This window comes from Ruegeria sp. HKCCD7181, from assembly GCF_057221055.1.
The window spans coordinates 1-16,941 of record NZ_JBWVBC010000013.1 but is presented as its reverse complement, the minus strand read 5'-3'; the positions used below and the strand labels follow the sequence as shown (position 1 = coordinate 16,941).

Annotated in this window: 11 protein-coding genes; 4 read left to right on the top strand and 7 right to left on the bottom strand. The window is 56.0% G+C overall.

The features are described 5' to 3' along the window. Positions 1-27: 27 nt before the first annotated feature. The 5 genes from AC2TCY_RS20270 to ubiT form a co-directional block, all read right to left on the bottom strand. Positions 28-903 carry a type IV pili methyl-accepting chemotaxis transducer N-terminal domain-containing protein gene (locus AC2TCY_RS20270; protein WP_480850226.1) on the bottom strand — a complete coding sequence of 292 codons (876 nt, stop codon included), beginning with the start codon at positions 901-903 and terminating at the stop codon, positions 28-30. Between the two features lie 394 nt (positions 904-1,297). Continuing rightward, positions 1,298-2,509 (bottom strand): NnrS family protein, encoded by a 1,212-nt coding sequence (locus tag AC2TCY_RS20265; RefSeq protein ID WP_480850225.1) that lies wholly within the window; start codon positions 2,507-2,509, stop codon positions 1,298-1,300. A gap of 5 nt (positions 2,510-2,514) precedes the next feature. Continuing rightward, positions 2,515-3,408 carry a ubiquinone anaerobic biosynthesis protein UbiV gene (ubiV, locus tag AC2TCY_RS20260; RefSeq protein ID WP_480850223.1) on the bottom strand — a complete coding sequence of 298 codons (894 nt, stop codon included), beginning with the start codon at positions 3,406-3,408 and terminating at the stop codon, positions 2,515-2,517. 4 nt (positions 3,409-3,412) lie between these two features. Then, positions 3,413-4,390: a ubiquinone anaerobic biosynthesis protein UbiU gene (gene ubiU / locus AC2TCY_RS20255; protein WP_480850346.1), complete on the bottom strand. Its 978-nt coding sequence runs from the start codon at positions 4,388-4,390 to the stop codon at positions 3,413-3,415. Next, the gene (ubiT, locus tag AC2TCY_RS20250) at positions 4,390-4,932 is read right to left on the bottom strand and encodes a ubiquinone anaerobic biosynthesis accessory factor UbiT (protein WP_480850222.1); all 543 of its coding nucleotides are present in this window, start codon (positions 4,930-4,932) and stop codon (positions 4,390-4,392) included. The genes ubiU and ubiT overlap by 1 nt, the downstream gene beginning before the upstream one ends. Before the next feature lie 136 nt (positions 4,933-5,068). Here ubiT and AC2TCY_RS20245 point away from each other — a divergent pair, with 136 nt between their 5' ends. Continuing rightward, a complete protein-coding gene (locus AC2TCY_RS20245) occupies positions 5,069-6,577 on the top strand; it encodes a UbiD family decarboxylase (RefSeq protein WP_480850345.1) in 1,509 nt (502 codons plus the stop codon). After that, positions 6,574-7,146, top strand: a complete 573-nt coding sequence (locus AC2TCY_RS20240; RefSeq protein WP_480850220.1) for a UbiX family flavin prenyltransferase — start codon at positions 6,574-6,576, stop codon at positions 7,144-7,146. Before AC2TCY_RS20245 ends, AC2TCY_RS20240 begins: the two co-directional genes overlap by 4 nt. Positions 7,147-7,398: 252 nt before the next feature. Here AC2TCY_RS20240 and AC2TCY_RS20235 read toward each other — a convergent pair whose 3' ends face one another. Continuing rightward, entirely contained in the window at positions 7,399-9,492 is a 2,094-nt protein-coding gene (locus AC2TCY_RS20235; RefSeq protein ID WP_480850218.1) for a tetratricopeptide repeat-containing sulfotransferase family protein, read from the bottom strand. Positions 9,493-9,757: 265 nt separating this feature from the next. On the opposite strand from AC2TCY_RS20235, the gene AC2TCY_RS20230 reads away from it, so the two are divergent. Then, positions 9,758-14,827: a hypothetical protein gene (locus tag AC2TCY_RS20230; protein WP_480850216.1), complete on the top strand. Its 5,070-nt coding sequence runs from the start codon at positions 9,758-9,760 to the stop codon at positions 14,825-14,827. Between the two features lie 66 nt (positions 14,828-14,893). Here AC2TCY_RS20230 and AC2TCY_RS20225 read toward each other — a convergent pair whose 3' ends face one another. After that, a complete protein-coding gene (locus tag AC2TCY_RS20225) occupies positions 14,894-15,658 on the bottom strand; it encodes a DeoR/GlpR family DNA-binding transcription regulator (protein WP_480850214.1) in 765 nt (254 codons plus the stop codon). Positions 15,659-15,874: 216 nt separating this feature from the next. On the opposite strand from AC2TCY_RS20225, the gene gap reads away from it, so the two are divergent. Continuing rightward, a complete protein-coding gene (gene gap, locus AC2TCY_RS20220) occupies positions 15,875-16,876 on the top strand; it encodes a type I glyceraldehyde-3-phosphate dehydrogenase (protein ID WP_480850212.1) in 1,002 nt (333 codons plus the stop codon). Positions 16,877-16,941 lie beyond the last annotated feature (65 nt).

The window sequence follows — 16,941 nt, the reverse complement described above, 5'->3', positions numbered from 1 at the left end:
TGGCTGTCTCAGGTCGTTTTGTGTTGGTTATCTGTACATAATGACGGCTTCGTTCATCTTGCGCAGAAGCGGTTCTGTCTCCCTTGCAAGAGTTGAAAGCTCCCTGTCCGTCAGACGTTCGCTGGCGACCGTGCGATCGAGAATTTTTTTCACAGGCCCCCAGAGGTCTGCCACTTCTCTCAGTTTGCGGGACAGCTCTGGGTTGGACGGGGGAATAACGCCTGCAGCGGGGAAACCTTCCAGCAAAGCCACAAGGGAGTAGTCAAACAACTCAATTGTCTCGGTCAGTCGTGTGGCTTGCACAGCGGGATCGGTTGCAACCCGCATTAAACAGGCTTCTTTCACGGCCTTCTGCGTCAACATCCGCTGGCGCCCGGCAACATCGATTGTCATCGCCAGGCCAAGCGGGACTTCCGGAGTTGCAGAAGCATAGGCTTGAGCGGTGGCGTAGACCGCTGCATTCATAAATGCGAGTACGTTGAGGCTGGCGTTATCAAGGACTTCAAGATCTGCCCTTTCAATTGTGGCGTTCTCGATCCCGACATCAACGATGCCCCGATAGATTGTCCAATGAGGGTCGATCTCTTCCAGCGCCCCAAGAACAGCGCTGAATTCTTCCGGGGCAAGTCCCAGCTCTGGGTCTCCGCTGCGCAAAGCGCTATCTGAACGGATGAACAAGCTGTGCGCTTGGGTCAGCTGATCAAAAGCCGTCGTTGTGCCGATGTCCTGCGCCATCAGGCAGGCCGCTTTTGCCATGCGCTGCGACAACATCCGCTGGCGTCCTGCGATGTTTATCCGGTTTGCAGCCTGTGCTGCGAACTCCGCGGGTTCCGACGTGGATTGCCCAAACAGGTTGGTCGGAGCAGTCAGCAGCAAAGCGATCGCAAGCACGTTTCTTAACATCACAGGGTCTCCGGGATTGCCGGTTAGTATCTTATTTTGCCCCATCGTTTTGTGATGGAGTGCGTTTTCTGGAGAGGGCAAGAATACACAACTCTAAGACGAACTACCGTACCCTAAGCCGCTGTATATGTTGGAACAATCAGAAGATTCCAGTACCATTTTGTCGCGGTCACTCACCTTGCACCATACGTTGACAATGGTAGTTTTCATGGGAATTTGTTGCGAAGTTTCCAGCCGCTTGATTGAGGTTTTTTTGGTCTGCGGTGCCAATTGGCCAACCTCACGAACCATCGAAACGGACAGACTTTCAGCGTGAATTGGTTGTTGCGCCTATTGTATACCTATGATGTCAATATGGCTAGAAAATGTGATCTTCTTGCGTAACGCGCTCTGCCTACTCCGGATGGCGTTTGCCGCTGAGAACCGGGCGATGCAAGGGCCGGGTCAATGCCGGTAAGAAACCAACCGCAAACGCTACCCAACCCAAGCACCACATTGCTGCTGCCGTCGCCACCATCGGTGATTCAGTAAAGAAAGGCGCAGCCAGACGGATCCAGGTCGCGATCCAATTTAGCAGGAAGCCAGTCGTGAAACCCAACGTGGCTTGCATTGTACCATCCGGAGTTTGAGCTGCCGCTCTCCCGGAAATTGCCATTATAAGTCCCGACATTCCTCCGATTGTGATGGCGTGAATCGCGTCATTTATTGGGTATGCTGCAGGTGAAAAGCTCGCAACTCCAACTAACATCAAGCCAATTGGTAGCCAGAAGAATGCAAGGTGCAAGGCGGCCAATAAGGGATTGGAAAGTGCTGAGATGCTTTGCCATCCGCACATGACAATCAGCAATGCCAGCGCAGCGGCAACCATCGCAATATTAGCCGTAGCATGAAGACCGATCAGTTTGGCAACGATCGTTATTCCTAACAGTACGTGCACCAGAGCTCTCAATTGTGTCGAATCCCGGCGTACTCGGATTTCGCGCCGGTTTAGCGCAAGCCAGTTGTAAGTGAAGGCGGGGATTGCCTTCATTCCAACGCTGGCCATAAGCATGACGATACCGATCAGCAGGGTTTGAGCCATTGTCAGGCTGACCCAAGGCGACCCAGCCAGGGCGGCTCGCAGAAACAGGGCCTCGCCCGCACCAAGACCGAGTATTGCGAACAAGAATCCGAGTTTGTTGTAAATGCCGGTTGACAGCAACTGAGCGCCGATGATCCCGGCCAGCAGCAGAAAATACCCAGCATTGAGCGAGATAAGCAATGTAGTTGGAACATGGGAAGCCAGAGCCAATGCCAGGCGCGCGGAAACCCAAAAAAACAACAGCGCTTTTAAAACGCGCCCACGAATGGGCGGCTTTCCCGTCCAGGACGGAAGCGCCGTAAGCAGGTAACCTCCGATTGCGGCTGCGGCAAAACCGAAGATTAGTTCATGAACATGCCAGATGACTATGGGGTCAAAACCTGGCCCGGGTAGGCCAAGGTGAACTCCCAGCGGCCACCAGGCTATAGTGAGCAGAGCGCACAAAATGGCAGCCGAGAATAGCGGGCGATGCGGTGCTTCCCAGAAGTTTCGAAAGAACCTGTTGTCGCCCGATGCCGCAGCCACGGGTTTTAGCTGCCGGACCACTCTGCACCGTATGCGCCGGACAGAAACCCATCGCTTAGGCGAATATCGGCATCAGAAGAGAGGACCTCTTTCGCCAATTCCCCTGGGGTCAGGTTCTGGTCAACGCGTTGGCGATAAAGCTTACACAGCTGCATGAACCCGTGCGATTGCGGCGACAGGCGCAGGGCCGAGACACCGACCGAGCGCAGCAGCTCGATTTGATGATCGGTACAGGCATAACTGCCCGACAGAGTTTGCACTCCATTCATCGCCATGAACGGCTTGCCGTCTCGGGTGAGCACGTCCAGACCGTCGGGATCATCTTCGCAGGCGAACTGGCAATTGTCTTTGGTGCGCCCATGCAGGCGCGCGTGATAACACCGCCCGGAGATGGCCAGTGGCAGGCGCCCATGCCCCCAGACTTCTATCGCGACGCCCAGACCAGTGGCTGCATTTACAAGTGTTTCAACCGAACCCAGAGGTAGTTCCGGGGGTAGGCAAACGCGTTTTGCGCCGCGGGACGCCAGCCATTTTAACGTGCCCTCATTATAAACGTTCACCAAGGGACCGACCGTAAACTCAGCGTTTTCGGGCAGGTACGCCATTGCCGTCAGGTCGTTGATTTCAACCGTGACACCCATTTCCGCCAGTTCGGCAGTCAGCTTGCGTTCGCGCTTTAACGTCACCAGGGCGAGGCTGGTCAGGGCAACGTCCTTGCCGGCCTCAACCAGCTTGGAAATCGCTTCGGGGATACGATCCTGATAAAATGGTAATCGTTTTGAACAAACGAGTTCCCCGATCACAACACGGTCTACCGGGGACTGGGTCAGATCATCATAGAAGCCACTCCAAGTATCGGCAGGCCAAAAGAATTGGTTGGGTCCAACTGTCAGTTCCATCGCCCTATCTCCACGTCTTTTTGTAGGCGCCGGTGGTCATGGCCTGACCTTCGGACAAACGCGCCAGCATGCCTTCGGGCATTGGCTGGCCCGCTTCCAACGCATCAACAGCTGCGCGGAAATTCCGCACAACTTGCGCGACATATGATTTCGACCGTTGCCGACCTTCGATTTTCAAGGCTGTGACCCCGGCCTTCTGCAATTGCGGGATCAGCCTTTCGGCGTTCAGGCTGACGGGATCTTCGAAAAGGTGGCCGGTCTTGTCACCTGCCGAGAAACACCCTTTGCATAGCGTGGGGTAGGGCGCGGGCTGCCCTTTCTCGACCCGGTGGATGAGATAGCCGCCAAGCCGGGCATCCAGAACACCCTGATCTTCGCTGTATTCCACATGACTGGCCGGCGAGCAGACACCGTTCATATTGGGCGACAAACCAGTAGCATAGGAGGACAACGAGCATCGGCCCTCGGCCATCACGCAGAGGCCGCCAAAGACAAACACTTCGGTCTCTACCTCGGTTTCAGAGTTGATTGCGGCAATCTCGGGCACTGACAAGACGCGGGGTAGAACCACCCGTTTGACACCAAAGGTGTTGGCGTAAAAATTGACGGCATCGGCATTCGCTGCCGCCGCCTGCACCGAAAGGTGTCGACGCAATCCGGGGTGGTTGCGCGCCGTGTAGTCCAGCAACCCCAGATCGGCCAGGATCACCGCATCTGCGCCGCAAGTTTCGGCATCGCCAACTGCGCGGTGCCAGATCGCCTCATCACCGGCGCGGGGAAAAGTGTTTATGGCGACAAGCACTTTGGCGCCATGTGAATGGGCAAAGGCCACGCCTTCGCGCATTTCAGCCCGGTCGAAATTCAGGCCGGGAAAGTTGCGCGCGTTGGTTTCGTCATTGAAGCCACAATAGACAGTATGCGCGCCCGCTTTGACAGCTGCACGCAGTGCGGCAGGCGTCCCGGCCGGGCAAACAATTTCCATCACCATATTACGGCATCCTCTGGTCGGGTCAGACACAGCCCCGTCTGGCGCTCTGCAAGGGCAATCAACTGCTGAACCGGGCGCGCGAATGGTCCCGACAGCGCTGCCGCCTCCTGCGCAAGATCCAGTTCCGCATCGTCTATTGCGTTGCGCAAGGCCAGTGCTGCACTGGTGTCGCCTTCGATCACAAGATCGCGCGAGAAAAACAGGGCGTCGCCATCAAATGCACCGTGAACCAATCCAAGCAACGCAGCCAGGGGGCCGGAAATTCGAGCGGCGCCTTCAGCCTGCCGTCGGGTGAGTTTGACAGTGGGCAGACCGCCATTTGGATTAAGGCAAAGGACGATTGGCAGATCGGTCGGATCGAGAACAAAGTCGGTCCGGCCATATTCACCGAGACGGTTGAACATGCCGGGATTGTTCTTTGCGATTTTGCGGGAAAACGCAGTCAGAGACAGGGACAGCGGCGCGAGTGGAATAACCCGCAGCGCCGCCGCCAGTGCGGCTGGGCAATGCGGTATCAGGTTTTGAGGATCGGACAAACAGACCTCCTGCAGCCTCAACGAATTTGTGCACGCTGCTTTCCTAGGCTGCATGCGGTCTCGGCGAATTGACCGTTGTCAAGTGTGGCCTGCAGTTCCGCTGTTAGGGGAAAGGGAAGATCGCCGGAGCAGACCCATTCGAAATTTCCCACCATATCCCAGTCTTCGGCATTTCCTTGCCTGGTGCCAGGAGACCGGGCAGTTCAAAGCTGTGCATGACCCGGTTTCAGTGCGCCATCAGATGACCGCCGTCCATCGTGCCGTGCTAGAGGCGAATGGACCGGTTCTGCAGTTCGATCAGCCAATGAATGGCCCGGGCGGTCGATCGGACATTCCTGTCGTTGTGAACCTCTTCGGCACTGCCGAGCGTGTCGCCGCCGGGCTTGGTGTTTCGATTGAAGGTCTGGACGACCTTGGGGAATTTCTGGCCGCCCTCCGAGCCCCGGAACCACCTGACGGACTGCGTGACGCGCTGTCACGATGGCCGATGCTGAAAGCAGCTCTTGCGACGCGGCCGAAAGTTGTCAAATCGGCACCGGTTCAAAGTGTCATCCACAGTGGCGCTGGCGTGGACTTGCGCGCGCTGCCTGTTCAGACACACTGGCCGGGCGACGCGGGCCCACTCATCACCTGGCCCGTGGTTGTAACGCGGCCCTACGACAGTGAGCCGGATAACGTCGGAAGCTACAATGCTGGCGTTTATCGTGTTCAGGTCCTTAGTCAGAACCGCTTGATCATGCGCTGGCTGCAGCATCGCGGAGGGGCCGCGCACCATCGGAGCTGGGTTAAGCGAAATGAGAAGATGCCCGTGGCAATCGTTCTGGGTGCAAACCCCGCGACCCTTCTGTCGGCAGCGCTGCCTCTGCCCGAAGCCGTATCCGAACTGACATTTGCGGGGGCTCTGAACGGCGCTCGCCCCCGGCTTGTGCCTGCCAAAACGGTGCCTCTGTTGGTTCCCGCAGACGCTGAGATCGTGTTGGAAGGCTGGGTCTCCCCCAACGAAACCGCACCCGAAGGCCCGTTTGGTGACCACACCGGATATTACAACCCGGCAGAGCCATTTCCTGTCATGCATGTCAGTGCGCTGACACACCGCGACGCGCCTTTGTATCTGTCCACTTATACCGGTCGCCCACCAGATGAACCTGCGATCATCGGAGAGGTGTTCAACAAACTCGCTCGGCCAACAATCCGAGCCCAAATACCCGAGGTTCGCGATCTCTGGCTGCCGCCTGCTGCCTGTTCATACCGCATCGCCGTCGTCAGCATCGATAAGCGGTATCCCGGACAGGCGCGCCGCGTGATGATGGCGCTTTGGGGGATGTTGCCGCAGTTTAGCTACACCAAGATGATTGTCGCCGTGGATTCGGACATTAACCCCAGAAATTGGGATGATATTGCCTGGGCATTGGCGACACGCATGGATCCCGTTCGCGATGTGATGCTACTGGAAAACACCCCGATGGACTATCTCGACTTTGCTTCTCCTCAGCCTGGATTGGCCGGTAAAATGGGCATTGACGCTACCACCAAGATCGGCAGCGAAACGAGCCGGGAATGGGGGGAGGTTATGCAGACCTCGGACGCGGACAGCGCCTTTGCGACCGATCTGCTGGATAAGCTATTACCGGAGCTGAACCGATGACAGATGCACGAGTCATTTTGGGGGTTTCCGGTGCGTCCGGCGCGGCGCTCAGCCTTGCTGTGGCGCGAAAGTTGGCCTCGCAGGGCATCGAGATCGACCTTGTTGTCAGCCCTGCGGCCAACTTAACGCTTGCGCAGGAGTGCGGCGCGGGCGCAATTGACGAACTGCGCGATCTGGTAACCCGCCACCACGCGACCGCCGACGTCGGTGCCAGTATTGCGTCAGGGTCGGTTCCGGTGGCCGGTATGATTGTTGCGCCGTGTTCAATGCGAACGCTTGCTGCAATCTCGCTAGGATTGGACGACAACCTGCTTACACGCGCGGCAAGTGTGCAGCTTAAGGAGCGCAGACGTCTGATTTTGTTGACTCGGGAAGCGCCGCTGACTCTGGCTCATTTGCGGAACATGACCGCCGCGACAGAAATGGGCGCAGTGATCATGCCGCCGGTTCCCGCCTTTTATCTCGGGCCGCGCGACCTGACCGATATCATCGACCAAATTGCAGCACGCGCCGTCGATTGCTTGGGCGTTTGCGAACCGAGTGCGAAACGGTGGCATCCTTCAAGTTAACAAGCGGGGCGGTCGAGATCATGCCCGCATCGTTCGGCGACAATCGGAGTGGGCGCAGCAGCGTAAATCTCGCAAATCGAACTCTGCCTGGATCTGTTCGGGGAAGCAGCACAAACAAGTGTTCAACAGCATTTCCGCACGCAACAGCCAAGCTGACACCAAACCTACGTATATCCACAATTCACGCCAGCCTCTGTCCCTAGTAGTATTGGTGAGGCCGACGTAGCCGGGTGAACGGGTCGCGGCGGATTGTCAGAACAATATCTGATTTGAACCGATGGTTTCGATCAGCGGCTGCAAGTGTGCCTCGTACCGACGCCATTTTGCTTTCGACGAAGAATAAAGCGGTTGGCGAACCTGCTGTACGCTGGCTGTACGCACCCGTCTCTTGGCCGAGTGGAACTCCAGACAGGAATCGGTCCAGTCCAGGCCGCAATACTCGATGATCCCGCGTGCCACGGTCTCGATGTCATCGACCAAGTCTTCATATCGAATCGAATGGAATGCTCCCTGCGGTAGCGTTTCCTTCCAATGGTTCATGACGCGCACGTAATTGTTGAAATATTGACCCAATTCGACTTGGTCGTAGCTATGCAGCTGACTGCGCTCGAACAAACGAGTGTAGCACGAAAGGCATGTATCAAGCGGGTGGCGGGCAATGTGAATGATCTTTGCATTGGGGAAAATGCCATGAATTAATCCGATCATTTGGAAATTCGCAGGCATTTTGTCGACCACATGCCGCGCGTCCGGGCCGTGTGATTTCAAGGCGTCAAGGTAGTCTTCCGCACGTCGTGTCAACGTGCTGTCAGACATCGACCTAACGGAGAGAGGCACGTTTGACGATCCGTCATCCATCCTACCGAACAAGTTCTGGAGGTCGTTCAATTCTCCGGCACCAATAACGTCCGGGTGCGCATTCAGAATGGATTCCGTCAGCGTGGTACCGGAACGCGGCATTCCGACCACGAAAATCGGAGTGGCATCGGAATTGGCGCAAGCATGCAGCCGTTCGATCATGGTTGCGTCGAACGTCGCAATCAGGTCGCCGGTCAATGTGTCGGTTTCCGCCGGATCATACGATACCAAGGACCGCTTGAGCTGGGCTCCCTTCGCGAAACTTCCAAACGCTTCATCATGGCGACCCAGTTTTTCGTAGCAGTCCCCCATTGCGAAATGATAAGCGACCGCTTTTTGGGGCAACATGGCCTTCGACATGGGCTGTTCTGCCTCAAGCGCGCGAAAGATCGGGCTGTCTTCTGTTATCTTTTCCAGCCGAGCCAAGGCAATCCACGCGCTCAGTTGGTCGTCACTGGTTTCTGCAGCGGCTTCGAAAAACTGGCGCGCGGTGTCAAAGTCACCCTGTTCCAGGGCAAGATGCCCCAAGGCAAGCCGGCTTGCCGTCAATTCAGGTTTTAGCTCGATCGCCTTGTGATACAGATTGATTGCGGCTTCCACATCCCCAAGATGGGCTTTGACCAAGGCGGCCTGATGGCAGGCGACCGCATTTTCCGGGTCCAAGCGCAGGGCCTGCTCGGCTTCGATCAATGCCAGTTTCGGATGGTTCTTTTCAAACAGAACCTGAGATAGTCCAACGTAGCTATCCGCCTTTTTCCCGTCCAGAGAAATGGCATTCCGGAATGCGGCCTCGGCCTTGTCCATTTGGCTTTCCAACGAGAACAGGCGCCCGAAGTTACGGTGCAATTCCGCATTTTTTGGAAACTGTTCAAGCAAGCCTTCGCAAAGCTTGCGGGCGTCGGCGATCCTTTCAAGCTCGATCAGAACCGACACAAGGTTGTTTGCGGTTTCAGAGGAATTCGGGTTGACCCTTAGCGCTTTCTCATAAAACTGGACGGCTTTTTCACGGTCGCCGGTGTCGCGTGCAATGCTGCCGAGATTGTTGATGGCACGATCAAACTCGGGCGCAAGGGCTACGGCCCTCTGTTGCGAGGCCTGGGCCTGATCCAGATCTTTCAGATCGTAAAAAACCAACCCCAGATTCGAATGCGCAGCCGCGCTGCCAGGGGCGAGACGCACCGCGCGCTCGCCAACCTCACGGGCCTGGTCCAGGCGTCCGGCCGAGCGGAGGATTTCGATAAAATTTGTTAGAAACTGCACGTTTTCCGGCTGTAATTTGACGGCCTGGGTCACGGCGTTGACAGCTGGATCAATTTGTCCGGCCTGAAAAGCAATCAACCCCAACATGTGATGCGCTGGAGCATATTGCGGTGCCGCGCGAATAATTTCAGAGAACAGATTGACAGATTGCTGCAACTGTCCCTGCTCGTAATGTGACATGGCTTGCGTAAATGCGTCCTGCACCGATACCTGCTGCTGCATTGCCATAATAGTAACCTCATTTAAGCAGTGATTGTGGGTTTGGCGACCGCAACAAATCCCGATAACCCCCACGTGTTAGAGCATTCTGGCGGCGTCGTCCACGCGTCAGGTTTTGCGGATCATTTTGTCTCAATTCGAGAGGCATTGTGTGATCTCTGCCATAGCTTGAAAAATTTCAGGCTTTAGGCGCGGGTCATAATTGTGCCCAGCTTCGGCTCTACTTATCGTTTAACAAAATATTAACAAAAGAATATCCGAGGGGTTGTCGGAGATGAGTAAAGGTACAGTTGTGCGCGCGCGGTCCTGCGTGGCACGCGGTGGTCGTGTTTTGAAATGGAAAGGGCGGGTGGCCAGCGTCGCGCCGTCGCTGTTTTTAGCATCTGCATCGGTTGCAGCGCTTTCTGTGGGGATCGCAACGGCTGCCGAGATTACAGCGCCACAAAACACACGCGCCGTGTTCGCCGTGGACGAAGACAATACGATTACATCGACAGGGGCCGTCAATCTGACCACGGGCGGTGGTCCGTCCGTTGAAATCGCCACCGACTACACAAGCGTCTTTACCAACGATGGAACCATTACCGGTCCGGCTCCGGGCAGCTCGGTGGGGTTTGGTGTGCTCTTGAACGGGAATCTGTCGTCAACCGGCCAGATCGTGAACAATGGCGTAATTGATATCACGGCAAACAGTACAAGTTCTGCCGCTGCGCTTGGTTTCCTGATGCTTGGCGATTTTTCCGGTGCCTTTGTCAATACCGGAACTGTCACGGCGGCAGCCAGCGTTACATCCGGTGGTAATGCAAGCGCCCTTGGTGCCGTTTTTGTGAATGGCGTAGAGGCAGGGGGCTCTGTACTCAATTCGGGGACAGTTACGGCGTCCGCAAATGCAACCGGCTCCAGCGATGCAGAGGCGTTAGGATTTCTGTTCGTCGATGATGTAGACGGCAATATCACAAATAGCGGCACCATTTCGGCAATTGCCGCGGACGCAACATCCTTGCTTGCCGTAGGTATTGAAGTCCAACGCTCGTTGAACGCCGATTTGAATAACTCCGGCACAATCTCTGCTGTGGCCACGGATAGTGCAAGTCAGGCTGTTGCTGCCGGGGTTCGAATCCAGAGCGCCGTGACAGGCAATGTGAACAACAGTGGGTCGATTTCGGCGATGGCCGCCGGATTTTCGTCGGCGTCTGCCGCAGGGGTCCAGCTTCAAAATGTTCTGAATGGGGATTTTGACAACTCCGGAACAATCACTGCCGCGGCCGACGCGTCGTCGAGTGCCGCACGCGCGGCAGGTGTTTTCATCGTTGGTTTTGCCAACGGAAACGTATCCAATAGCGGAACCGTTGACGTCCGTGCGGATGGGGGAAACAGTGTGACGGCGGTCGGGATTGCCCTTGGTGACGGCTATTCGGGTACATTTTCCAATACTGGAACGATAAATGTCGCTTCGACTTCGGCGGGGTCTTTTGGCCCACCACCTCCGCCTCCCTTTGCGGCCGTACCTGATGCGACGGGTATGTTGGTCGCTGATAATGCGTCCGGAGATGTTTCCAATGGTGGCACCATTAACGTTCGCGCAGATGCTGTATCCAATGCTTCTGCGTCCGGTGTTTTTCTGACCAAAGATCTGGCAGGTCATTTCACAAACACCGGATCGATTTCGGTGGTTGCAAACTCCACCAGCGATAGCGCTGTTGCGTCCGGATTCCGTGTCGTTGGATTGATGGATGGTAATATCCTAAACAGTGGCAATATTTCCGTTTCTGCGCAGGCGGTTTCGTCAGCTACCGCAACAGGAATCGAAATCGGCGGCGGATTGAACGGGAATTTCTCCAATACCGGTACAATTACTGTACGGGCTGTCGATGCAACCGATGATGAGGCCGAGGCCTATGGATTGTACGTCGACGGTGGCATGACCGGAAACATTGGCAACAGTGGAACGGTCGATGTGCGCGGCGATGGGTATTCGTCTGCGACAGTTGCCGGTTTCTACATCCGTGGTGGGTTGACGGGAGATTTTAGCAACTCCGGTACGATCCAGGCCGTCGCCACTGACGAGACAGAAGAATCCGAAGCCTATGGCCTGTACGTCAGGGGCGGTATGACCGGGAGCATCGATAATAGCGGAACGGTTACTGTGCGCGGCGAAGGGTATTCTTCGGCGACAGTTGCCGGTTTCTACATCCGTGGTGGGTTGACGGGAGATTTTAGCAACTCCGGTACGATCCAGGCCGTCGCCACTGACGAGACAGAAGAATCCGAAGCCTATGGCCTGTACGTAAGTGGCGATATGACCGGGAGCATCAATAATAGCGGAACGGTTAATGTGCGCGGCGAAGGTTACTCTGACGCGACAGTTGCTGGTTTCTACACTTCAGGCAATTTGGACGGCAACTTCACCAACTCCGGTACGATCCAAGCTATCGCAACTGACGAGACAGAAGGAGCCGAGGCCTACGGTCTGTACGTCAATCGTGACATGACCGGAAACATTGGCAGCAGTGGAATGATCGATCTGCGCGGCGCGGGCGAAACTTCGGCGACAGTTGCTGGCTTTTACATCTCGGGCGCGCTGGATGGCGACTTCAGCAACTCCGGTACGATCCAGGCCGTGGCCACTGTTCGATCAGCGGAAGCCGAAGCCTACGGCTTGTACGTCGGAAGCGATATGACCGGGAGCATAGATAATAGCGGAACGGTAAATGTGCGCGGCGAAGGTTACTCCGACGCGACAGTTGCTGGTTTCTACATCTCGGGCGCGCTGGATGGCGACTTCAGCAACTCCGGTACGATCCAGGCCGTGGCCACTGATCGATCAGAGGAAGCCGAAGCGTATGGCTTGTACGTCGACAATGGAATGACCGGCAGCATTGACAATAGTGGAATGGTGAACGTGCGCGGCGAAGGCTACTCTTCTGCGACAGTCGCTGGTTTCAACATCTCCGGTGGGTTGACAGGGGATTTCAGCAACTCCGGTACGATCCAGGCCGTGGCCACGGACGAGACAGAAGAAGCTGAAGCCTACGGCTTGTACGTCAGCAGTGGGATGACCGGGAGCATTGACAACAGTGGGACGGTGAACGTACGCGGCGAAGGCTATTCTTCCGCGACAGTTGCCGGTTATTACATCTCCGGTGGGCTGACGGGAGATTTCAGCAACTCCGGTTCGATCCAGGCCGTGGCCACGGACGAGACAGAAGAAGCCGAAGCCTACGGCTTGTACGTCAGCAGTGGGATGACTGGGAGCATTGACAACAGTGGGACGGTGAACGTACGCGGCGAAGGCTACTCTTCCGCGACAGTTGCCGGTTATTACATCTCCGGTGGGCTGACGGGAGATTTCAGCAACTCCGGTTCGATCGAGGCCGTGGCCACGGACGAGACAGAAGAAGCCGAAGCCTACGGCCTGTACGTCAGCAGTGGTATGACGGGCAACATTGACAACACTGGAACAGTTAATGTGCGCGGCGAAGGATACTCTGACGCGACAGTTGCCGGTTTCTACATCTCCGGTGGGCTGACAGGGGATTTCAACAACTCCGGGACGATCCAAGCTGTCGCCACTGATCAGACAAGCGAGGCAGCGGCCTATGGTCTATATGTTTCTAGCGGTATGGCCGGGGACCTAAACAACACCGGTTCAATCTCGGTGCAAACCGATGGTGGCACCAGTGCATCGGCGTATGGTGGCGGACTCTATTTGCGCGGTGGGTACGACGGCAATCTTTCGAATTCCGGTGTGATTGAAACCACAAGCGTTGGAAATGACAATGCGCGCGCCCGCGGCATCTATATCCGTAACAACACGACAGGAAATGTCTCAAACAGCGGCAGCATTGCGGTTTCGGCCACAGGCTCTGCGGATATACGGGCTCAGGCCATTCTACTATATGACGATGTGACTGCAGATGTTTCGAACTCAGGCCATCTGAGTGCGACTGCCGGTATCCGAAACGGTACTTCCAGTGCTATGGCTCTGGCCGCTGGCGTCTGGGTCGAAAACATGCAGGGGGATTTCTCGAACACTGGCGTTATCACGGCATCGGCGACAGGCGGCGCTGAGGCTGACGCCTATGGGCTGTACTTTGAAAACTTCGATGGGGTGATCACAAATGTGGGTCAGATTTCTGCCTCATCCGAAGGCGGGGATGCCTATGCGATCTTCTTGGGTACTGGGACCGGCACGTTGAACGTGGACACCGAGGATCAGATATCTGGTCTGATGCGCGTTCAGGATCACAACGTGAATCTTGATGCAAAAGGTGGCAGCGCGATATTTTATTTCGAGGATGCCGCCCCGGGCTCGGGCACATTCACGACCACTGTTTCGGATGGCCGATCCGGGTGGTTTGTTGAAGATCCCGGTGGTTCCGTACCCGTCTACGCGGTTGTGGATGGGGCCGATATCGCACCAAACAGTGACGTCGTGGCTTATTACGGCAGCGTCATCGGCAGCGTTAGCAACGCCTTGCGGTTCGATCGCCCCGAGGCGGTCAGTCAGGGCAGATCACTGGACAGCGCGTGGGGATCTGCCTTTGGTGCGTTCCGTCCGTTCGCTATGATCGATGCTGAAGCACGCCAGTTTGAATCCGAAATCGGCACTGAGACTGACGTCACACTTTTCAATGGCAGCGCGGGGTATTCCGGCCAGTTGGAAAACGGGTTGGCCGTAGCCGTTGGTATGGGCGTGTTTTATGCTGATGGCGACCAAAACTCGAACGACTTTGACACAACAGGTTTCTACCTGGACGCCGCAATCGGGCGCCAGTTTGGTGCCTACACAGTCGAAGCCGGGTTGGGCTACGGTTGGCTGTCGACAGACAGCTCGCGACAGATTGCGGGCAGCCCTGACGCAAATGCCGACTACGACAGCACCCTGCTGACAGCGCATCTGGGCGTCGAACGCTCATTTGATGTAAGTGACAATTTCGACCTGCTGGGCTTTGGCGACGTGCGTTATACAAGCCAGCAGGACGATGCCTACACTGAGACCGGTTCGAACGCCAACGCCACTATCGGAGAAACAACGACCGAAGTCGTCGAGGCTCGTCTTGGTGTTGAGGTTGAAAAGTCGCTCAACAGCGGTGGCCTTCTCATTGGACAGCTAAGCGGCGTATTGCGTCGGAATGTCGGTGACGATTCAACTAATGTGACCCTCTTTTCGACGTCGCAGGCACTGACCTTCGCGTCGACAGACTTTAACGGCGCAAGCTTGCTGGTCGGTTACGAAAAAGAACTTCTGTCCGACATGACGCTGGAGCTGACGGCTGAGCAGGAGTTTGGCGACGCTGCGCAAGGCCCGAATATTCGGGCTGGATTAAGGTGGTCGTTCTAAGATCACCACTTTCCAAAATCACCAAAATTCTGGCCGGGCTCCTCAACGTGGAGTTCGGCCATTTTTTTAGGCTTCAGTTACGATTACCGATGTTTCTAATGCGCCTAGTCCCGCGCTCATTTCCGGCGGCAAGGGCGCGTCGGTGAACAGCTTGTCTGCGTCGCCAAGATTGCCGATCCGGCCCGGCGCGGATCTCAGGAATTTAGAACTATCAGCTACAACAAGCGCAGACTTCGACTGACGGATAATGGATTTGGTTGCACGGACTTCCTGAAAATCGAAGTCAAGCAGATCGAGGTCTGCATCAATGCCTGCGCAACTGATGATTGCAAAGTCAAACTTGAAAAGATCAACGACCTGCGTTGTCAGGTTGCCCAATAAGCCACCATCGGTTCGCCGCAGCGACCCCCCGGCAACGACAATCTCGATATTGGGGTTTGCGGCCAGAATGTTGGCGGTATTCAGGCTGTTGGTAACCACAAGCAGGTCTGAATGAGTAAGCATCTCGCGGGCGACTGCCTCGGTCGTGGTGCCGATGTTAATGAATATGGTTGAACCATTCGGGATATGACGGGCGCATTCCTTCCCAATCTTGGCCTTGCCTTGGGTGTTTCGGTTGCGTCGTTGTACATAGTCAAGGTTTCCGAGGCCCGATGATACGACGGCGCCTCCATGCACGCGCTCAAGCTGACCGGATTGAGACAATTGCGCAAGATCCCGCCGGATCGTTTGTTCGGCCACACCAAAACGGCGCGCAAGATCCTCAACACGAATTGTGCCTTCGTCTTGCGCGATTTGAAGGATCTCGGATTTACGGTTTTGGTTCAGCATGTTCGAAATTCCTATGGCACACCAAAAATGCGCGAATAAGTGTGTGTTCGCAAGGTAATTATGTTCGAATTTGCGCGAATTGCGCCAAACAGGCCACTTATGATGAGCGTACGTGTTGACTTTTTGACCGGATAGTGATTGTTAGCGTTAACGCTCGAGCCGCCTCGTGAGTCGGCATTTCGATCTGCGGGAACCAAGGAAATTGGGAGAATAGACATGACCGTAAAAGTAGCCATCAACGGATTTGGCCGCATTGGCCGCAGCGTGCTGAGATCTCTGGTTGAAGCGGGACGGAACGACGTGTCGGTCGTTGCCATCAACGATCTGGGGCCGGTCGACACCAATGCCCATCTGCTGAAATATGACAGCATCCATGGACGGCTTGATGCGGAAATTCAAATCGAGGGTAACACCTTGTTGGTAGGTGGCCGCCAAATCCGCGTGAGTGCGGAGCGTGATCCTGCCAAGTTGTCCTGGCAGGATGTTGATGTCGCCCTGGAATGCACCGGCCTGTTCACCAAGCGCGAAAGTGCTGTTCAGCATCTTGGAAACGGTTCGAAAAAGGTTCTGGTCTCTGCTCCGGCCACCGGCGCGGACAAAACCATTGTGTACGGCGTCAACCACCACAGCTTAACCGGCAAAGAAGTTGTCGTGTCCAACGCAAGCTGCACGACCAATTGTCTGTCTCCGGTCGCCAAGGTTCTCGATGACGCGTTCGGTATCGAAACTGGATACATGACGACAGTGCATTCTTATACCGGAGATCAACCGACTTTGGATACAATGCACAAGGACCTGTATCGAGCACGCGCCGCTGCCATGTCGATGATTCCGACATCCACAGGCGCCGCCCGTGCGGTGGGGGAAGTTCTGCCTCAGTTGAAAGGCAAGCTGGACGGCTCGGCAATCCGGGTACCGACGCCGAATGTATCTGCGGTAGACTTTTGCTTTATGCCCAAGCGTGAAGTGTCAATTGATGAGGTCAACGATGCCATCCGTACAGCGGCCTCGGGCGAGATGCGCGGTGTTCTGGCCGTGACAGATGAGCCGCTGGTCTCGATCGATTTCAATCACGACCCGCATTCGTCAATTTTTGCCACTCAGCAGACCCGCGTGACCGACGGCGGCATGGTTCGTATTCTCAGCTGGTACGACAATGAATGGGGTTTCTCTAATCGAATGCTGGATACAGCCTGCGCCATGACGGCTCGCGCTTGAGAGGGCGCTGATGAGCACGATCATCGACATTCACGCACGCGAGATACTGGACAGCCGGGGCAACC

Bases quoted from the DNA above. Each gene is read 5' to 3' on its own strand.
- AC2TCY_RS20270 (WP_480850226.1), bottom strand. From the start codon at position 903: ATGTTAAGAAACGTGCTTGCGATCGCTTTGCTGCTGACTGCTCCGACC.
- ubiV (WP_480850223.1), bottom strand. From the start codon at position 3,408: ATGGAACTGACAGTTGGACCCAACCAATTCTTTTGGCCTGCCGATACT.
- ubiU (WP_480850346.1), bottom strand. From the start codon at position 4,390: ATGGAAATTGTTTGCCCGGCCGGGACGCCTGCCGCACTGCGTGCAGCT.
- AC2TCY_RS20240 (WP_480850220.1), top strand. From the start codon at position 6,574: ATGACAGATGCACGAGTCATTTTGGGGGTTTCCGGTGCGTCCGGCGCG.
- AC2TCY_RS20235 (WP_480850218.1), bottom strand. From the start codon at position 9,492: ATGGCAATGCAGCAGCAGGTATCGGTGCAGGACGCATTTACGCAAGCC.
- AC2TCY_RS20230 (WP_480850216.1), top strand. From the start codon at position 9,758: ATGAGTAAAGGTACAGTTGTGCGCGCGCGGTCCTGCGTGGCACGCGGT.
- AC2TCY_RS20225 (WP_480850214.1), bottom strand. From the start codon at position 15,658: ATGCTGAACCAAAACCGTAAATCCGAGATCCTTCAAATCGCGCAAGAC.
- gap (WP_480850212.1), top strand. From the start codon at position 15,875: ATGACCGTAAAAGTAGCCATCAACGGATTTGGCCGCATTGGCCGCAGC.